A 16561-nucleotide genomic window follows, 5' to 3' on the forward strand; every position below is an offset into this window, starting at 1 on the left:
CTCACGCGGCCGGCAGGGTCACCTCGAAGCAGCAGCCGCCGGTGACGTTGCGGACCTCCGCCCTGCCGGCGTGTGCCTCCACGATGCCGCGCACGATGGCGAGTCCGAGTCCCGCGCCCGCCGGCGGCGTACGGGCGTGGGTGCCGCGCCAGCCGGTGTCGAAGACCCTGGACAGGTCCTCCTCCGGAATGCCGCCGCAGCCGTCCGTCACCGAGAGCACCACCCCGTCGTCCGCGCGGTGCGCGGCCACCGCGACTGTGCCGTCGGCGGGGGTGCGGCGGATCGCGTTGATCAGGAGGTTGCCCAGGACCCGGCTCATCTCCTTGCCGTCGACCTCCACGGGGACCGCCTCGATCCTGTCGCCGACCAGCCGCACGCCGTGCTCGCGCGCCAGCGGGTCCGCACCGGCGAGCGCGTCGCCCACCAGGTCGTAGACGGAGATCCGGGTGGGGGCGAGGGTGAGCGAGCCGGCGTGGATGCGGGAGAGTTCGAAGAGGTCGCCGACCATGTCGTTCATCCGCTCCACCTCGGTGCGTATCTGCCGCAGATAGCGCCGCGAGTCGACGGCCATGCCGTCCTCCAGAGCCTCGGACATGGCGCGCAGACCGGCGAGCGGGGTGCGCAGGTCGTGCGAGATCCAGGCGACGAGCTCACGCCGCGAGGTCTCCAGGGCGCGCTCCCGCTCGCGTGAACTGTCGAGCTTGGCACTGGTGGCGGCCAGTTCGCGGGTGAGCGCGGCGAGTTCGGCGGTGGCCGGGGCCTCGGGGGCCGCGAAGGTTCCGCCGTCGCCGAAGGAGCGGGCGGCGAGGGTCAGATCGCGGCTCCTCGCCGCCACCCAGCGGCCGAGCAGCATCGCGGTGACGAGCGAGACGACGGCGGCCATGGCGACGACGGTGGTGACCACGGTGAGGTCGTGCGGTGACAGGAACATCGCCCAGGCGACGGCCAGGGTCCCGGCGAGCATCGCGGTGACGGCCACGGCGGCCACGACGGTCAGCGAGACGACGAGCGAACGGTGCCGGAAGATCCGCAGCACGAGTGCGCCGAGCAGGCCGGCGGCGGCGGCGCCCAGGAAGGCGAGGAGCGCGATGAGGAGGATGTCGGTCATGACGGCGCTCCGGAGCCCGCATCCGCGGGAGGGGCGGGTTCAGCGGCCGGGTCCGGGGGGAGGTCCAGCCGGTAGCCGACGCCCCAGACCGTACGGATCAGCTCCGGGCGGGCCGGGTCGGCCTCGACCTTCCCGCGCAGTCGGCGGACGTGGACGGTCACCGTCGACAGGTCCCCGAAGTCCCAGCCCCAGACCCCGCGCATCAGCTCCTCCCGGGTGAAGACCCGGCCGGGGTGTCGCAGGAGGAAGGCGAGCAGGTCGAACTCCCGGAGGGTGAGCGCCAGCGCACGGCCCCGGCACGTCGCGCTTCTCGCCGCGGGGTCGAGGACGACGCCCGCCCCTCGGAGCACGGCCGCGCGACCTGAGGGTGCTGCGGCCGCCCCGGCGCGGCGCAGCACGGAGTCGACGCGCAGGACGAGTTCGCGGGGGCTGAACGGTTTGGTCACGTAGTCGTCGGCCCCGGTCTCCAGACCGAGGATGCGGTCGTCCTCGTCGCCGCGAGCGGTGAGCATGATGACGGGCACCGGTCCGTGTGCCCGCATGCGGCGGCAGACCTCGAATCCGTCCATGCCGGGCAGCATCAGGTCCAGGACGGCGAGGTCCGGGCGCCGGGCGGCGTACTGCTCGAGCGCGGCCGGGCCGTCCGCGGCCCGGGCCACCTCGTAGCCGGCCCCGGTCAGGTATCCGGCGACCACCTCCGCGACCGTCGGGTCGTCGTCCACGACGAGCACGTGACCGCGGCCGGGGGCGCCCGGGGACGCGCTCCGCGCTGCCGGATCCGTCCGGGGCGGCAGCGTTCCGCTTCCCGGGTGGCCGCCCTCACGTGCCGCGCGGGGGTGCGGCGCCCCGTCGGCGGGGCAGGGCGGTGAGGGGTCCGGGGTCGGGTGCATAGCACCACCTTGGCACCTGCCGCGGTGGAGCGCGGACCCCCTGGCACCAGCGACAGCCGACGTCCATGTTTCGTAAGAATCAGGTACCCGATTTGTCGGTTTCTGCTCCGTAGGGTGAGCCGCGTGATTCCTCCCTCCGGTACTTCCGGCCCCCGTGCCGACATCGTTCTGCCCTGTCTGGACGAGGCCGCTGCCCTGCCCGCGGTGCTGGCCTCCGTCCCTCGTGGCTGGCGGGCGATCGTCGTGGACAACGGCTCCACCGACGGCTCGGCGGAGCTGGCCCGGTCCCTCGGCGCGACCGTGGTGCAGGAACCGCGACGCGGTTTCGGCGCAGCGTGTCACGCCGGACTTCTCGCCTCCGAGGCCGAGTTCGTCTGTTTCTGCGACTGCGACGGATCGCTGGATCCCGGGCTGCTGCCGGGCTTCGTCCGCCGCGTCGCCGACGGTGAGAGCGACCTGCTGCTCGGCCGTCGCCGTCCCGAGGGGCGGGGCGCCTGGCCGCTGCACGCGCGGGCGGGCAACGCTGCGCTGGCCCGGATGCTGCGCCGCCGCACGGGGCTGCGGCTCCACGACCTCGGGCCGATGCGGGCCGCGCGCCGGGCCGACCTGCTGGCGCTCGATCTCACCGACCGGCGCAGCGGCTACCCGCTCCAGATGGTGGTGCGCGCCGCCGACGCGGGTCTGCGGGTCACCGAGACGGACGTCCCCTACCTCGCGCGGACGGGGAGGTCGAAGGTCACCGGCACCTGGCTGGGCACCTGGCACGCCGTGCGCGACATGCGCTCCGTGCTGGGCGAGCCCCCGGCCCGTACGGAGGTCTCCCGATGAGCTCGTCCTCTGCCGGTCGTACCCACATCGCTCCGCCCGGGGCAGCGACGCTGCTGGTCATCGCGAAGGAACCGCTGCCCGGCCGGGTCAAGACCCGGCTCACTCCGCCCTTCTCCCCCACCGCGGCCGCACGCCTCGCCGAGGCGGCGCTCGTCGACACTCTGACAACCGTCCGCGCCCTGCCCGCCGCGCGGCGCGCGGTCGTTCTGGACGGTCGGCCCGGACCGTGGCTGCCACCCGGCATCGAGGTGGTGCAGCAGGGCGCGGGGGGTCTCGACGAACGGCTCGCCGCCGCGTTCGACGCCTGCACCGGGCCGACGGTCCTGATCGGAATGGACACCCCGCAGGTCACGCCGGACGATCTGGCCCCGGCCCTCTCCCCCGGCGCATGGGACGACTGCGACGCCTGGTTCGGCCCTGCCGAGGACGGCGGATTCTGGGCGCTGGGCCTGGCCGAACCCGACCCCGGGCTGCTGCGCGGCGTCCCGATGTCCGTACCCGAGACCGGCGCGGTGCAGCGGCGACGCCTCGTCGACGCCGGACTGACCGTCCGGGATCTTCCCCGGCTGCGGGACGTGGACACGGCGGCCGACGCCGCACACGTCGCCGCACTCGCACCGCACGGACGGTTCGCCGCCGAACTGGCCCTGTTGATCCGGACCGCGGTCCGATGAGCCCCACGGGCCGGGAGCACGGCATGATCAGCCCTCCGCACCCGGGCGTCACCTCATGGGGCACGGACCCCTACGCCAACGCTCTGCGCAACGGGCGGGGTCCGCTCTTCCTTCGCCGTACGGATGGCCGGCTGCTGCCGCTGGACGTCGAGCGCTGGTGCGCGGGCGCGGACGCCGCGGACCTGTCCGCGCTGCGCCGTTGCGAGGGCCCCGTCCTGGACGTCGGCTGCGGCCCCGGGAGGCTGGTCGCCGCGCTGACGGTACGCGGCCACCGCGCACTCGGCATCGACATCAGCGACGCCGCGGTCGACCGTACCCGGCGGCTCGGCGGTCCCGCCCTGCACCGGTCGGTCTTCGAACCGCTGCCCGGCGAAGGGGCGTGGGGAACCGTCCTCCTCGTCGACGGCAACATCGGCATCGGCGGCGACCCGTCCCAACTGCTGCGGCGCACCGGGGAACTGCTCGCCCCGGGCGGGCTCCTCATCGCCGAGACCACGCCGCAGGACATCGACGAGCGACTCCGGGTCCAGCTGGACGCTCCTCCGCCGCCGGACCGGAAGGTTCCGCCCCGTTCCCGTGGGCCCGGCTCGGCACACCCGCACTGTTGAGGTATGCCCGCGCCCACGGCCTGCGCCCCGTCGATCAGTGGGACGCGGACGGCCGCTCCTTCATCTCCCTGCGCCGCAGCCGGACCGTCCACACCACCAGGCAGAGCCCCGACACCAGGAACAGCGCGGCCGTGGTCAGCAGCCAGTTCCCCAGGAACACATCGGGAGACAGCCCGCTCGCCGGCTCGTAGCGCTCCGCCCGGCGGGTGATCAGCGGAAACCACACGAGCAGCAGCAGCCCGGACAGAAGGACCGGCACGCGGACGAAGTTCACCAGCCCGGAGCGCCGGCCGACGGACCGGCACAGCAGCCGGTCCGCGGACGCGTAGACCGGAACCAGCACCAGGTCGTGCACGAGTGCGGCGCCGATGAACCACACGACCACGCCGAAGGCGTCCCCCGCCAGGAGCCGCACGCCCGCGTAGCCCGCCAGGGCGAAGGAGGCGGCCATCAGCAGCAGGTGCAGCGGCCCCTCCCCGTACAGGCGCCGCACGACGGCGCGCGGATTCACGCTGTTCACAACGCTCCAAAGGTCAGCCGGGAAACCCATTTGGTGTTGAGCACACCAGGGGCGGCCGGGACGATGATCCGTGCCGGATATCCGTGATCGGGTGTCAGGTCCTCGCCGTTGACCTGCAGGGCCAGCAGGGAACGGGGGTCGCGCACCTGGTTGTCGCGCAGCGCGGCGCGGCGGAACGGCCCACGGCGCTGCACGGACTCCACGAGCAGCCCCGGCGCACCGTCCGGGTACCCGGCGAGCGCGGCCAGATCCCGCAGCCTTACCCCGCGCCACCACTGGTCCGATGTGGACCAGCCCTCCACGCACGCGATGGGGAGCGCCGCGCTGTACTGGTCCATGGCCAGCAGTTCGTCCCGTGTGAACCGGAGGTTCCCGGCCGGCCCACTGACCGTGAGCCACCATCCCTCCCCCGTATCGGCCGCGGTCACGCCGACCGCGGCAGCCGTCTTGTTGATCTGGAATCCGTTCGGGCCTGAGCCCGGCTCGGCGGCGCCGTGCGGCGTGAGCACGGCAAGACGCCGCAGCGGTCCGTCGAAGCTCCGTCCGGCCGAGGTGATCAGCAGGACGAGCGAACCGGCGCCCACCATGGCCAGCGCCCCGCGGCGCGACAGCGTCGGCACAGACGGATCGGGAGGCTCCAGCGGGTCACCCGGAACCGCCCCGCTCAGCCCGCCGGACCGCAGCACCCGTACGGCCTGCGGCGCCCGGAGCCCCGCATGGGCGAGGAACGCGGCGAAGAACACCCACGCCCCGTAGAAGTGCAGCGGGTAGAAGGAGCCCGGGAACAGGTACTCCAACTGGATGTTGAGGAGCCCCGTCACGAACTCGAACAGCGCCCCGCCCACCAGGAGGAGCAGCGAGATCCGCTCCAGCGCGTGCCCGACGGAACGGGCCGGGGGCAGCGCGAAGAGCCGCGGCACCACCGACCAGAGTTTGGCCAGCAGGACCGGGACGAGCACGATCCCGAGCGTGACGTGGAGCCCCTGCGTCAGCCGGTACAGCCAGTGCGGCCCGGTCGGCCACGCGAAGAGGTAGAAGCCCAGCAGCCCTTTGTCCGGCGTCTTGTCGTTGACCGGGTTCAGGTCCGGGTTGTACGCGGCGTACGACAGCAGACCGGTCACGAACAGCACGGTGATCCCGACGAGCAGGACGAGGCCGAGCACCGCGGTGAACGGCACTCCGCGCACCGGACTGCGCCAGAACCCCGGTGCGGTGGGCAAGCGTTCGAGGATCGTCGTCGCACGTCGACCCAGGAGGCGGGAAGGGAACGCGGGTGGGGCCGGCCTGTGCCGACGGCTGTCGCCCATGCCCCCGACGCTATGCCGGATGGGTACGGGTGGGGCGGTTGCGACTCCTGACGAAACGATGACGTCATCCCAGGAACACCCGGAGGAACACCCGGAGAGCACCCGAGGAACACCGGGAGGAGCACCCCCGGGAACGCACGGGCCGGGCGCCCCGGCCTCCCAGGGACGATCCGGAATCTGACGGTTCGGTGACGCGCCCCGTCACCACGCGTCCCCGCCGCCGCGCCGTGCGTACGGTGCCTGCGTGAAGACCGTGGACCGCCCCGAACCCGCCACCGCACCGCTCCCCGCACAGCGCTCCGGACACCTGCGCGACCTGGCCGCAGCCGGCGCGGGCGTCGTGCTGGTCGTCGCCGCCGTTCTGGTCGGCCGGGCGTTCGACGACGCAGACCGCGTTCTCGTCGTCCACTGGCCGCCACTGCTGGCATCGTGGTACCCGCATGTCGGACCCGGCACCTGGGCCGCGCCCACCGTCGCCGTGGCCGTCATCGCCTACGGTCCCGCCCTCGCCGACCGGCTGCGCTGGCGCGCGCTGCTCCTCAGCTGCTACGCCTCCGCGCTCGCCTGGGTCTTCTCGCTCGCGCTGATCGACGGCTGGAGCCGCGGTGTCGCCGAACGGCTCACCACCAGACACGAGTACCTGAGGGTCATCGACCGCTTCGACGACATCGGTGCCGCCCTGCGCGGCTTCAACGAACACATCCTGATCGGCCCGCCGGGCAACTGGCCCGCCCATGTCGCCGGCCACCCGCCCGGCTCCACTCTGACGTTCGTCCTGCTGGACCGTGCCGGGCTCGGCGGCGGCGCCTGGGCCGGGGTCTGGTGCATCGTGACCGGCGCATCGGCCGCGGTGGCCGTCCTGATCGCCGTCCGCGCCCTGGCGGACGAACACCTCGCCCGCCGCGCAGCCCCCTTCGTCGTTCTCGCACCGGTCGCGGTCTGGGCCGGCGTCTCGGCCGACGGCTACTTCACCGCGGTGGCCGCCTGGTCCGTCGCGCTGCTGGCCCTGGCCGCGACCCGCACGGTCCGCAGACCCGCGGCGGCGGCGACGGTCGCCGGCCTCCTCTACGGACTGACCTGCTACCTCAGTTACGGTCTGACGCTCATCGCCCTCCCGCTCCTCGCCGTCCTCGTACTCACCCGTACGCCCAAACCGCTCCCCCTCTTCGTTCTGGGAGCTCTGGTGGCGCCGGTGGCCTTCACGCTCGCGGGCTTCAACTGGTGGGAGGCGTACCGCCTGCTCGTCGAGCGCTACTACCAGGGAGCCGGCGGCATCCGCCCCTACTCCTACTGGATCTGGGCCAATCTCGCCTGCACCGCGATCGCCGTCGGGCCGGCGACGCTCGCGGGCCTGCGCCGCACGATGGCTGGAGCCCCCGGAACGGTACGCACTCTGCGGACCGGCACCACGACTCCGCCACAGCGCCTGATCCTGCTCGTATCGGCGGCGCTCCTCGCGCTGCTGGCAGCCGACCTGTCCGGAATGAGCAAGGCGGAGACGGAACGGATCTGGCAACCGTTCATGCTCTGGCTGCTCCCCGCCGCCGCACTCCTGCCCGCACAGGGCCGACGGGGCTGGCTGGCGGCACAGGCGACCGTCGCCCTCGCGGTCAACCACCTGCTCTGGACCGGCTGGTAGCCACGAAGCCGGCTCCTGCGCGGCACGTGGACCGGTACGCGTCAGCCCCTGTCGGGGACCACCGTACGGACGGCGGGAGCGACAGGTGCCCCGCCCTCGCGGCTGGAGGACTGTGCGGCCTCGACCACCGCGACGGCCGCGTGGATGTCGGCCGCCGTCACCAACGGGGTGCGCCCGTAACGGATGTCGTCGCAGAACTCGGTGAACAGCAGGCGCAGCGCCGTCGTCGCCGCGGGTCCGGCGACCTGGTGGGCGGAGCTGTGGCCGCCCACCGCGCGCACGGTGATCGACGGAGCGTCCTCGTCGGCGAGCACGTGGCCGTGCGAGCCGAGCACGCGCAGGCTGGAGGAGACGGGGGCGGGGCCGACGCCGGCGGGTGTGCGGGCGACGGTCACCGTCGCCACGACACCGTTGCGCAGGCGGAGCGAGAGGACGGCGGCGTCCTCGACGCCGTACACGCCGTGCGGGCCGTCGAAGAGCGGCGCATGGGGTGCGGCGCTGCTGAAGGCGACGACCTCCTCCACCTCCAGGCCGGTCAGGTAGCGGATCGCGAGGGCCGGGTACCAGCCGAAGTTCATCAGTTCGCCACCGCCGGACAGGGCGGGGTCGCAGACCAGTTCGGGGCGCTCGACCGTGGCGCCGTCGAGGCCGCCGGCCGCGAGCCACTCGGCATCGACGGCCAAGGGAAGGCCGATCGCGCCGGAGTCGACCGTGCGCCGGGCGCGGGCGATCTGCGGGGAGTGGAGGCGGTGCACGGCGGTGAGCAGCCCGCGCGAGCGGTCGGCGGCGTCCCAGAGGCGCTGGGCGTCACGGGTGCCGGTCGCGGCCGGTTTGTCGACGATGACGTGGCGGCCCGCTTCGAGTGCCGTCACCGCGAGGTCGACGTGGCGCGTGGGCTCGCTGCACACGAGCGCGATGTCGCAGGCGGCCAGGCCCTGGTCGAGGTCCAGCAGCGGGATGCCGGTCGTACGGGCGAGGGCGGCGCTGTCCTCGTGGAAGGGGCTGTCGGCGGTGTCGGCGCAGCCGATGACGTCGATGCCGGGCAGGGACTGGAGCAGGGGCACGTAGTCACGGGCGTGCCGGACCCCGGATGCGATGAGGATCCTCATGTCAGCAGACCTCCTTGACGTCGACGGGGCGGGATTCGTCCGCGCTGAGCTGCGCGGCCAGGGCGGCGGCGAGGGCGGCGCGCACCTGGTGAGGTGCGGTCAGCGGGTCCGCCGTGCCATCCAGCACATCGCGCAGATGCCTGGTCTGCTCGGTCATCGCGCCCTCGATCGAGGCGGGGGCGAGGGGTGACGCGGACTGCGTCCGGGGCTCGTCCTCGCTGCTGTGGTGCAGGGTGCCGGTGGTCCCGGCGAGCATGAGGCGGCGGACGAACGTGCCGCGTGCGGCGAGGGCGTAGCAGAGTTCGATGGTGGCGAGGGCGCCGCCGGCGAAGCGGACGAGGATCTGGAAGCTGTCGGGGGTCGGCATCCCGGGCGCCCAGGTGCGGCAGGGGCGGGCGAAGACCCGGACCGGTTCGTCGTCCATGAGCCAGGTCAGCAGGTCGAGGGCGTGCACACCGTTGTGGGCCACGTGGCCCCCGGAACGGGACGCGTCCAGTTGCCAGCCCCGCCAGCCGCCCGGCCAGACGTGCCCGGTGTACCAGGTGAGGTGAGCCAGCCGGGGCGTGCCGATCGCGCCCGAGGCGACGGCCCGGGCCATCTCCAGGTGGACGGGCTGGAACCGGGCGGTCTGGGCCACGAGGAGGGGCCGGCCGGCGGTCTTCGCCGCGGCGAGGATCCGGTCGGTGTCGGGGACGCTCAGCGCGGCGGGCTTCTCCAGCAGGACCGCGCGGCCGGCCCGGAGCGCGGCCACGGTGAGGTCGGCGTGCGACTCGGGAGAGGTGCACACGGCGGTGACGTCGACGGCGTCGGACCAGGCGCTCGCCGGGTCGGTGGACCAGGTGGCACCCTCGGCGAGGGCGGCCAGCGCGGCGGCCCGTTCGGGGTGGCGGTCGACGACGTGCGCCAGCCGCAGTCCCGGGACGCCGGCGATTGCGGTGACGTGATCGCGGGCGATGGCTCCCGCACCGATGACGGCCACGCGGTGGTCGTCGCCCCGCTGTCCGGGGTCGCGTGCCTTCTTCACTCCGGGCACTGGGACGTGGCTCATCCGCGACTCCTCACACAGGGGCTCCTAGACATCAGACATCTTACGTCCGACGTCCAGGAGAGAACATCCCGGGCCGCCTCAGTCGGCGGGCGGCACCCCCCACGGGGCCTCACGTTCCAGCTGGGCCGCGAGCGCGAGCAGCGTCCCCTCGCCCCCGAGGGGCGCGGCGAACTGGACGCCCAGGGGCAGCCCCTCCCCGTCGTGGCCGAAGGGCACGGACATGGCCGGCATCCCGGTCACGTTGTACACACTGGTGAAGGCGGAGTGGACGGACGCGTGCCGGTAGATCGACTCGGGGTCCGTGGTGTCGAGGGTGCCGAGCAGCGGGGTGGGCTGCGCGAGGGTCGGGCTGAGCAGGACGTCGAACCGGTCGAACGCCGCACCGACCTCCCAGCCGATCTCCTGCGCACGACGCAGCGCCCGGCTGACGTCGGCGGCGGGCAGGGCGCGGTAGGTGTCGTACAGGACGCGGGTGAACGGCTCGATGTCGTCGTCGGCCAGGGGCCTGGAGAGCTCGGCGAGCCGGGCGTCGATCTGGGCGACGAGGTCGGCGCCCATCAGGACTCCGGAGGTGCGGCCGACGTCGGCGGGGCGGTAGCGGACGGTGGCCTCGGTGACGTCGTGGCCGAGCCGTTCGCACAGAAGGGCCGCGGCACGTGTCGCCCGTTCGCAGTCCGGGTGGACGTCCGGGCCGTCCGGTAGCGCGGTGAGCAGGCCGATCCGCAGCCGCCCGGGATCGCGGCGGGCCAGTTCGGCGAAGGGGGCCGCCGGGGCCGGTGCGGCGTACGCGTCCCCGGGCATGGGGCCGGCGACGACGTCGAGGAGCAGGGCGCTGTCCCGGACGGACGTGGTGACAGCGTGGTGAGCGGAGACCAGGCCCGACAGGGTGGTGGGACGGGGTGCGGGTGAGACGCGTCCGCGGCTGGGCTTGAGGCCGAACAGGCCGCAGGCGGCGGCCGGGATGCGGATCGAGCCGCCGCCGTCGCTGGCGTGCGCGACCGGGACCAGCCCCGCCGCCACGGCGGCCGCCGAGCCGCCGCTGGATCCGCCCGGTGAGCGGTCGGTGTTCCAGGGGTTGCGGGTGGGGCCGAAGAGGAGGGGTTCCGTGGAGGCGTTGAGGCCCAGTTCGGGGGTGTTGGTGGTGCCGAGGACGACGGCCCCGGCGCGCCGGTAGCGGGCCACCAGTTCACTGTCGCGCCGGGCGGTCGCGTCGGCGAAGAGGCGGCTTCCGCCCGTCGCCGGCAGCCCTTCGACCTCGGTGCCGAGGTCCTTGACCAGCACGGGCACGCCGTGCAGCGGGCCCTTCGGCAGACCGGCCGCCACCTCGGCGCGCGCGGCCTCGAACCGCGTATGGACCACCGCGTTGAGGCGCGGGTTGTGCTCGTCGATGCGGGCGATCGCCTGCTCGGTGACGGTGCGGGCGTCTGTCTCACCGTTCCTGACCGCGGCGGCCGTGGCGAAAGCGTCCGGGCCCCTCATCCCACGTACCCGGCGGGCTTGCCCCAGGTCTCTCGACGGGTGGTGCCCCGGTCGACGAGCACGCAGCGGGTGCCGGTGAAGTTGGTCGGCATGCACTTGTTGCAGTGGATGCACAGGGAGGGGGTGGTGGCGTCCTTGCTGATCCGGTTCACGAGGTCGGGCTCGCGCAGCAGGGACCGGGCCATGGCCACGTACTCGAAACCCTCGCGCATCGCGAGGTCCATGGCCGGCCTGTCCGTGATGCCGCCGAGCAGGATCATCGGCAGTTTCACGGCGGCGCGGATCTGCCGGGCGTCCTCCAGGAGGTAGGCGTCCCGGTAGGGGTAGCTGCGCAGGAACCGCTTGCCGACCAGTTTCACGCCGAGCTTGATGGGCTGCGGCATGATCGCAGAGAAGTCGTCGAGCGGGGCGTCGCCCTTGAAGAGGTACATCGGGTTGAGCAGGGAGCTGCCCGCGGTCATCTCCAGGGCGTCGACGGTGCCGTCCTGTTCGAGCCACTGCGTGACGGGGATGGCTTCGTCGAGCCAGAAGCCGCCGGGGACGCCGTCGTCCATGTTCATCTTGGCGATGACGGCGATCCTGCCGCCGACCGCGTCGTGGACGGCCCTCATGATCTCCCTGGAGAACCTGGCGCGGTTCTCCAGGCTGCCGCCGTACGCGTCGGTGCGGTGGTTGACCTTGGGGCTGAGGAAGGAACTGGCCAGGTAGTTGTGGCCCAGGTGGACCTCGACGGCGTCGAAGCCCGCTTCGACGGCGCGGCGGGCGGCCTCGGCGTGCGCCTCGGTGATGCGCCGGATGTCGTCGAGGGACGCCTCCTGGGCCCAGCTGATGGTGGTCGCGTGGAAGTGCCTGGACGGGGAGAGGGCCGGGGCGCCGTTGCCCTTGGGGTTGGCGACGGGCCCGCCGTGGCCGATCTGCGCGGAGACCGCAGCGCCCTCGGCGTGCACGGCGTCGGTGAGGACGCGCAGTCCGGGCATCGCCTCGTCGGTCCAGTGGATCTGGTGCCGGTCGGTCCGTCCCTCCCTCGCGACGGCGAGGTACGCGACCGTCGTCATGCCGACGCCGCCCCGCGCGTAGGCGACGTGGAAGTCGACGAGGTCCTTGGTCACCAGGGACTTGTGGCTGAGCCCTTCGTAGGTCGCCGCCTTGATGACGCGGTTCCGGAGCTTGAGGGGGCCCAACTGGGCGGGGGCCAGGACATCGGGCGTATCGGTGGTGGTCACGCGTGGTTCCTTTTCGGTTCGACGTGGTGGCAGGCGACCCGGTGGCCGGGCCGGATGTCCCTGAGCGGTGGCTCCGCCTCGGCGCACAGGTCGGTGGCCAGCGGGCAGCGGGTGCGGAAGCGGCAGCCCGACGGCGGATCCAGGGGCGACGGGAGTTCGCCGGCGACGCCGTCGGGCACGGCCTGGTCCTCGACGGCGCCGGGGCCGCGCTGGGCCTCGGGGAGCGAGGCGAGCAGCAGCCGTGTGTAGGGGTGGACGGCCTCGTCCTGCATCCCGTCGGAGGGCAGTTCCTCGCAGACCCTGCCGAGGTACATCACCATCACGCGGTCGCTGATGTTCTTCACCACGGACACGTCGTGGGCGATGAAGACCATGCTCAGCCCGCGTCGCTGCGTCGCCGTCTCCAGCAGGTTGAGGATCTGCGCCTGCACGGACACGTCGAGGCTGGAGACGGGTTCGTCGCAGATCAGCACCTCGGGGTCCAGGAGCAGGGCGCGGGCGATGCAGACCCGCTGGCACTGGCCGCCGGAGAGTTCGTGCGGCCTGCGGTCGCGTACGGTCGCCGGGTCGAGGCCGACGTCGCGCAGGGCCTCGTCGATCCGGGTGTCCTTGTCGCGGGCGTCGTCGCCGCTCCCCCAGATCGACAGGCCCTCCCACACCAGGTCCTTGACCTTGCGGCGCGGGTTCAGGGCGGAGACCGGGTCCTGCATGATGATCTGCATCCGGGCGCGGGCCCGGCGCAGCGCTTCGGGAGCGAGGCCGGTGAGGGTCACCTCGCCGAGGCGTACGGTCCCCGAGTCCGGGGGCGGCAACTGGATGAGGGAGCGGCCCACGGTGGACTTCCCGCAGCCTGACTCGCCGAGGATCCCCAGGGTTTCGCCCGCCGCGACCTCCAGGCAGACACCGGAGACGGCGTGCACCTTGCGCCCCCGGCCGGCCGGGAACTCCACGACGAGGTGCTCCGCGGTGAGCGCGGGCGGCCGCGGGCCCGTGGTGGCGGTGGTGCGGGTGGTCGTCATACGGCGGCCTCCTCGACGGCGCCCAGGGGGTGGTGGCAGGCGACGAGGCCGCCCGCGTCGTGGTCGCCGGCGTATCCGGTGAGCGGGGGCGGCTCGGTGGTGCAGTGGTCGGTGGCCGTGGCGCAGCGCGGGGCGAACCGGCAGCCAGGGGGTGGGTGCAGCAGGTTGGGCGGGCGGCCCTCGATGGTGGGCAGCAGGGTGTGCGGGGGCAGGTCGAGGCGGGGGACGGAAGCGATCAGGGCGCTGCTGTACGGATGCCGGGGGCGCTCGAACACGGCCGCGGTGGGGGCGTACTCGACGAGGCGTCCCGCGTACATGACCGCGACCCGGTCCGTGCGCCCGGCGACGGTGGCGAGGTCGTGGCTGATCAGGATGGTCGCCATCCTGAGGTCCCGGGCCAGCGACTGGAGGAGGTCCAGGATCTGCTTCTGCACGGTGACGTCGAGCGCGGTGGTCGGTTCGTCGGCGATGAGCAGGCGCGGGCCGCAGGCCAGGGCCATGGCGATGACGACGCGCTGGCGCATGCCGCCGGAAAGTTCGTGCGGGTACTGGGCGGCCCGGCGGGCCGGTTCGGGGATGCCGACCTGACGGAGCAGGTCGACGGCGCGTTCCCGGGCATCGGCGCGGCTCAGGCCGAGGTGCGCGCGCACGCTCTCCGACAGGTGCGTACCGACCTTCTTCACCGGGTTGAGCGAGGTCATCGGGTCCTGGAAGACCATGGCTACCTCGGTGCCCCACAGGGACCTGCGGCCCGACGGGTTCAGGGCGTGGACGTCCTTGCCACCGAGCAGGACGGTGCCGGACACGGTGGTGCCAGGGCCGTCGGTGATCAGGCCCATGAGGGTGCGGCCGAGGACCGACTTGCCCGAGCCGGACTCGCCGACGATGCCGAGAGTCTCGCCCTCGGACAGCGACAGGCTGACGCCGTCGACGGCCTGCACGGGGCCGCGCGGGGTGTGGAAGGCGGTGCGTACGTCGGTGGCGGTCAGCAGCTCGGACGCGCCGGGGCCGGTGGCGGCTGCCGTGTCGTCGGAGGGCAGCGATGTGGTGGTCACAGTTTCACGCTCCGGGAGTCCCATCGCCCGCGAGCCTTCTCGCCGACGATGTTGAAGGCGAAAACGGTGAGGAAGAGGAACGCGCCGGGTACGAGCACGATGTGCGGGTGGTCCTCGAAGACCCGCCCCTCCCCCTCCGCGATCATGTTTCCCCAGGTGGGTTCGGGCGGCTGGATGCCGAGTCCGAGGAAGCTGAGCGAGGCCTCGGCGACGATGAGGACCGAGATCATCACCACCGCCAGGGAGAGCAGCGGCAGCAGGACGTTGGGCAGCAGTTCACGCAGCAGGATCCTGGTGCGGGTGGCGCCCATGGCACGGGCCGCGACGACGAACTCCCGGTTGGCGTAGGCCATGGTGGTCGCGCGGGCGAGCCGCACCATGCCGGGGATGGTGAGCAGGGCCAGGGAGAGGGCGACGTTGCGCAGATGCGGCTCCAGCACGGTGGCGAGTGCGATGAGCAGGATCAGCGGGGGCACGGCGAGCAGCGAGTTGGTGGCGATGCCCACCGCCCGGTCGACGCCCTTCTGGAAGTAGCCGGCCACCATGCCGATCGCACCGCCGACGACGGTGCCGACGGCGACCGCGGACAGCGAGATGATCAGTGAGGACCGGGCGCCGTACAGGGACCGGGCGAGCAGGTCGAGACCGAAGCCGTTGGTGCCGAGGGGGTTGGCCCCGGTGAACGTCGGGGTGGCGAAGACCGGTTCGAGGACGGTGCTCGCGACGTCGCGGTCCTCCCCCATCGGCAGCCACGGGGCGAGCAGCATCGCGAGGCCGAGCAGGATGAGCCAGCCCGCGCCGAACCAGAACACCAGGTCGAAGCCGGGCCCGGCCCAGCGCTTGCCGAGCCTGGAGGCTCCGGCGAACGTCAGGCCGAGGCCGAGAAGGACGAGGGCCGCCTTGGCGGGCGGCACGAGCTGGGGCGAGGTCGCGCCGAACCCCAGCAGGACGAGACCGACGACGGTGAGGGCCAGGGCGGTGAGCAGGGGCGGTGGGATGGCGGTCCGCGTGCGCGGAGCAAGGTCAGACATGGACACGTCGCGTCCTCGGGTCGAGGTAGCCGTAGGAGAGGTCGATGGCGGCGTTGATCACCACATAGATCACGGCGATGGTGAGCACGGCGCCCTGCACCATCGGGTAGTCGCCCTGGCCCGCGGCGTTGACGACGAGGGTGCCCATGCCGGGCAGCGAGAAGAGGTACTCGACGACGACGGTGCTGCCGATGAGCCGGCCGAGGCTGAGGCCCAGCAGGGTGACCAGGGAGAAGGAGGAGGGGCGCAGGGCGTCGGTGAACAGGATGCGCAGCGGGTGCATGCCCTTGGCGCGGGCCGCGAGGATGTAGTCCTCCCGCAGGGTCACGATCAGGTCGCCGCGAAGTACCCGGGTGAACATGGCGAGTTCGGCGAGTGCCACGGTCAGCGCCGGCAGAAAGGCGTGGTGCAGGTTGCCCCACAGGTCGCCGTCGCCGAGCCGGATCCATTCGGAACGCGGGAACCAGCCCGCCGAGTTGACCAGCAGGAGGATCAGCAGCAGCCCGGCCAGGAAGCTGGGCACGGACAGCACCCCGAAGGTGCCGGCGCCGATGATCCGGTCGGCGGCCGAATTCTCCCGGTACGCCGACCACATGGCCAGCGGCACCGCGAGCAGCAGGGCGATGAGCAGCCCGAGGGCGGCGATCTCGAAGCTGACAGGCAGCGCGGACAGGACCCGGTCGGTGACGTCGCTCTGCGGCGGTACGACGGACTGGCCGAGGTCCCCGGTGAGGACGCCGCCCAGCCAGTCGAAGTAGCGGGTGACCACCGACTGGTCGAGGCCGAGTTCCGTGCGGAGCTCGGCGTACTCGGCGGGTGACCGGCCGCCCCCGAGGATGTCGACGGCCGGGTCGCCGGGCAGCAGGACCACCAGGGAGAAGACCCCCATGCTCGCGATGAGGAGCACGCCCACCAGTTCCAGGGCCTTGAGGGCCGGTCGGCGCAGCGCAGCGGGACTCATGGGTTCCTCCAGATCTGCCCGAGGGCGGCACACGGGTCTACGGGATGCGCACCGCGGTGCGG

16 protein-coding genes are annotated in these 16561 nt (G+C 73.0%); 4 read left to right on the forward strand and 12 right to left on the reverse strand.

All coding sequences use genetic code 11. The features are described from left to right. Position 1 precedes the first annotated feature (1 nt). Positions 2-1108, reverse strand: coding sequence for a sensor histidine kinase (locus ACIBJG_RS11455; protein ID WP_399307071.1), 1107 nt, complete (start codon positions 1106-1108; stop codon positions 2-4). Continuing rightward, the gene (locus ACIBJG_RS11460) at positions 1105-1998 is read right to left on the reverse strand and encodes a response regulator transcription factor (protein ID WP_399307075.1); all 894 of its coding nucleotides are present in this window, start codon (positions 1996-1998) and stop codon (positions 1105-1107) included. Before ACIBJG_RS11460 ends, ACIBJG_RS11455 begins: the two co-directional genes overlap by 4 nt. Before the next feature lie 123 nt (positions 1999-2121). On the opposite strand from ACIBJG_RS11460, the gene ACIBJG_RS11465 reads away from it, so the two are divergent. The 3 genes from ACIBJG_RS11465 to ACIBJG_RS11475 are packed head-to-tail and all read left to right on the forward strand — an operon-like array spanning position 2122 to position 4108. Further along, a complete protein-coding gene (locus ACIBJG_RS11465) occupies positions 2122-2826 on the forward strand; it encodes a glycosyltransferase family 2 protein (RefSeq protein WP_399307077.1) in 705 nt (234 codons plus the stop codon). Beyond that, positions 2823-3500, forward strand: a complete 678-nt coding sequence (locus ACIBJG_RS11470) for a DUF2064 domain-containing protein (protein WP_399307080.1) — start codon at positions 2823-2825, stop codon at positions 3498-3500. Before ACIBJG_RS11465 ends, ACIBJG_RS11470 begins: the two co-directional genes overlap by 4 nt. A 23-nt stretch (positions 3501-3523) precedes the next feature. Next, on the forward strand, positions 3524-4108 hold the full coding sequence (locus ACIBJG_RS11475) for a class I SAM-dependent methyltransferase (RefSeq protein WP_399307082.1): 585 nt from the start codon (positions 3524-3526) through the stop codon (positions 4106-4108). 34 nt (positions 4109-4142) lie between these two features. Here the strand turns inward: ACIBJG_RS11475 and ACIBJG_RS11480 are convergent, their stop codons facing one another. Together ACIBJG_RS11480 and ACIBJG_RS11485 are read right to left on the reverse strand one after the other, a co-directional pair. Continuing rightward, positions 4143-4658, reverse strand: a complete 516-nt coding sequence (locus ACIBJG_RS11480) for a hypothetical protein (RefSeq protein ID WP_399307085.1) — start codon at positions 4656-4658, stop codon at positions 4143-4145. Then, entirely contained in the window at positions 4625-5935 is a 1311-nt protein-coding gene (locus ACIBJG_RS11485; RefSeq protein ID WP_399307088.1) for a molybdopterin-dependent oxidoreductase, read from the reverse strand. The genes ACIBJG_RS11480 and ACIBJG_RS11485 overlap by 34 nt, the downstream gene beginning before the upstream one ends. A 244-nt stretch (positions 5936-6179) precedes the next feature. Between ACIBJG_RS11485 and ACIBJG_RS11490 the strand changes: the two genes are divergently transcribed. Further along, a complete protein-coding gene (locus tag ACIBJG_RS11490; RefSeq protein ID WP_399307090.1) occupies positions 6180-7574 on the forward strand; it encodes a hypothetical protein in 1395 nt (464 codons plus the stop codon). Between the two features lie 41 nt (positions 7575-7615). On the opposite strand, the gene ACIBJG_RS11495 is transcribed toward ACIBJG_RS11490, so the two are convergent. The 8 genes from ACIBJG_RS11495 to ACIBJG_RS11530 form a co-directional block, all read right to left on the reverse strand. After that, a complete protein-coding gene (locus ACIBJG_RS11495; RefSeq protein WP_399307092.1) occupies positions 7616-8683 on the reverse strand; it encodes a Gfo/Idh/MocA family protein in 1068 nt (355 codons plus the stop codon). A 1-nt stretch (position 8684) separates the two neighbouring features. Then, positions 8685-9731 (reverse strand): Gfo/Idh/MocA family protein, encoded by a 1047-nt coding sequence (locus ACIBJG_RS11500; RefSeq protein WP_399307093.1) that lies wholly within the window; start codon positions 9729-9731, stop codon positions 8685-8687. A gap of 78 nt (positions 9732-9809) precedes the next feature. Continuing rightward, complete coding sequence (locus ACIBJG_RS11505) at positions 9810-11210, reverse strand: amidase (RefSeq protein ID WP_399307095.1); 1401 nt, start codon at positions 11208-11210, stop codon at positions 9810-9812. Beyond that, complete coding sequence (locus ACIBJG_RS11510; RefSeq protein WP_399307097.1) at positions 11207-12433, reverse strand: NADH:flavin oxidoreductase; 1227 nt, start codon at positions 12431-12433, stop codon at positions 11207-11209. The genes ACIBJG_RS11505 and ACIBJG_RS11510 overlap by 4 nt, the downstream gene beginning before the upstream one ends. Continuing rightward, positions 12430-13452 (reverse strand): oligopeptide/dipeptide ABC transporter ATP-binding protein, encoded by a 1023-nt coding sequence (locus tag ACIBJG_RS11515; RefSeq protein WP_399307099.1) that lies wholly within the window; start codon positions 13450-13452, stop codon positions 12430-12432. The genes ACIBJG_RS11510 and ACIBJG_RS11515 overlap by 4 nt, the downstream gene beginning before the upstream one ends. Then, positions 13449-14507, reverse strand: a complete 1059-nt coding sequence (locus tag ACIBJG_RS11520; protein ID WP_399307101.1) for an ABC transporter ATP-binding protein — start codon at positions 14505-14507, stop codon at positions 13449-13451. Before ACIBJG_RS11520 ends, ACIBJG_RS11515 begins: the two co-directional genes overlap by 4 nt. Then, positions 14504-15538 (reverse strand): ABC transporter permease, encoded by a 1035-nt coding sequence (locus tag ACIBJG_RS11525; RefSeq protein WP_399307103.1) that lies wholly within the window; start codon positions 15536-15538, stop codon positions 14504-14506. The genes ACIBJG_RS11520 and ACIBJG_RS11525 overlap by 4 nt, the downstream gene beginning before the upstream one ends. Beyond that, positions 15531-16499 (reverse strand): ABC transporter permease, encoded by a 969-nt coding sequence (locus ACIBJG_RS11530; RefSeq protein ID WP_399307105.1) that lies wholly within the window; start codon positions 16497-16499, stop codon positions 15531-15533. Before ACIBJG_RS11530 ends, ACIBJG_RS11525 begins: the two co-directional genes overlap by 8 nt. Positions 16500-16561 lie beyond the last annotated feature (62 nt).

The organism is Streptomyces sp. NPDC050422 (assembly GCF_044458665.1).
Lineage (GTDB): Bacteria > Actinomycetota > Actinomycetes > Streptomycetales > Streptomycetaceae > Streptomyces.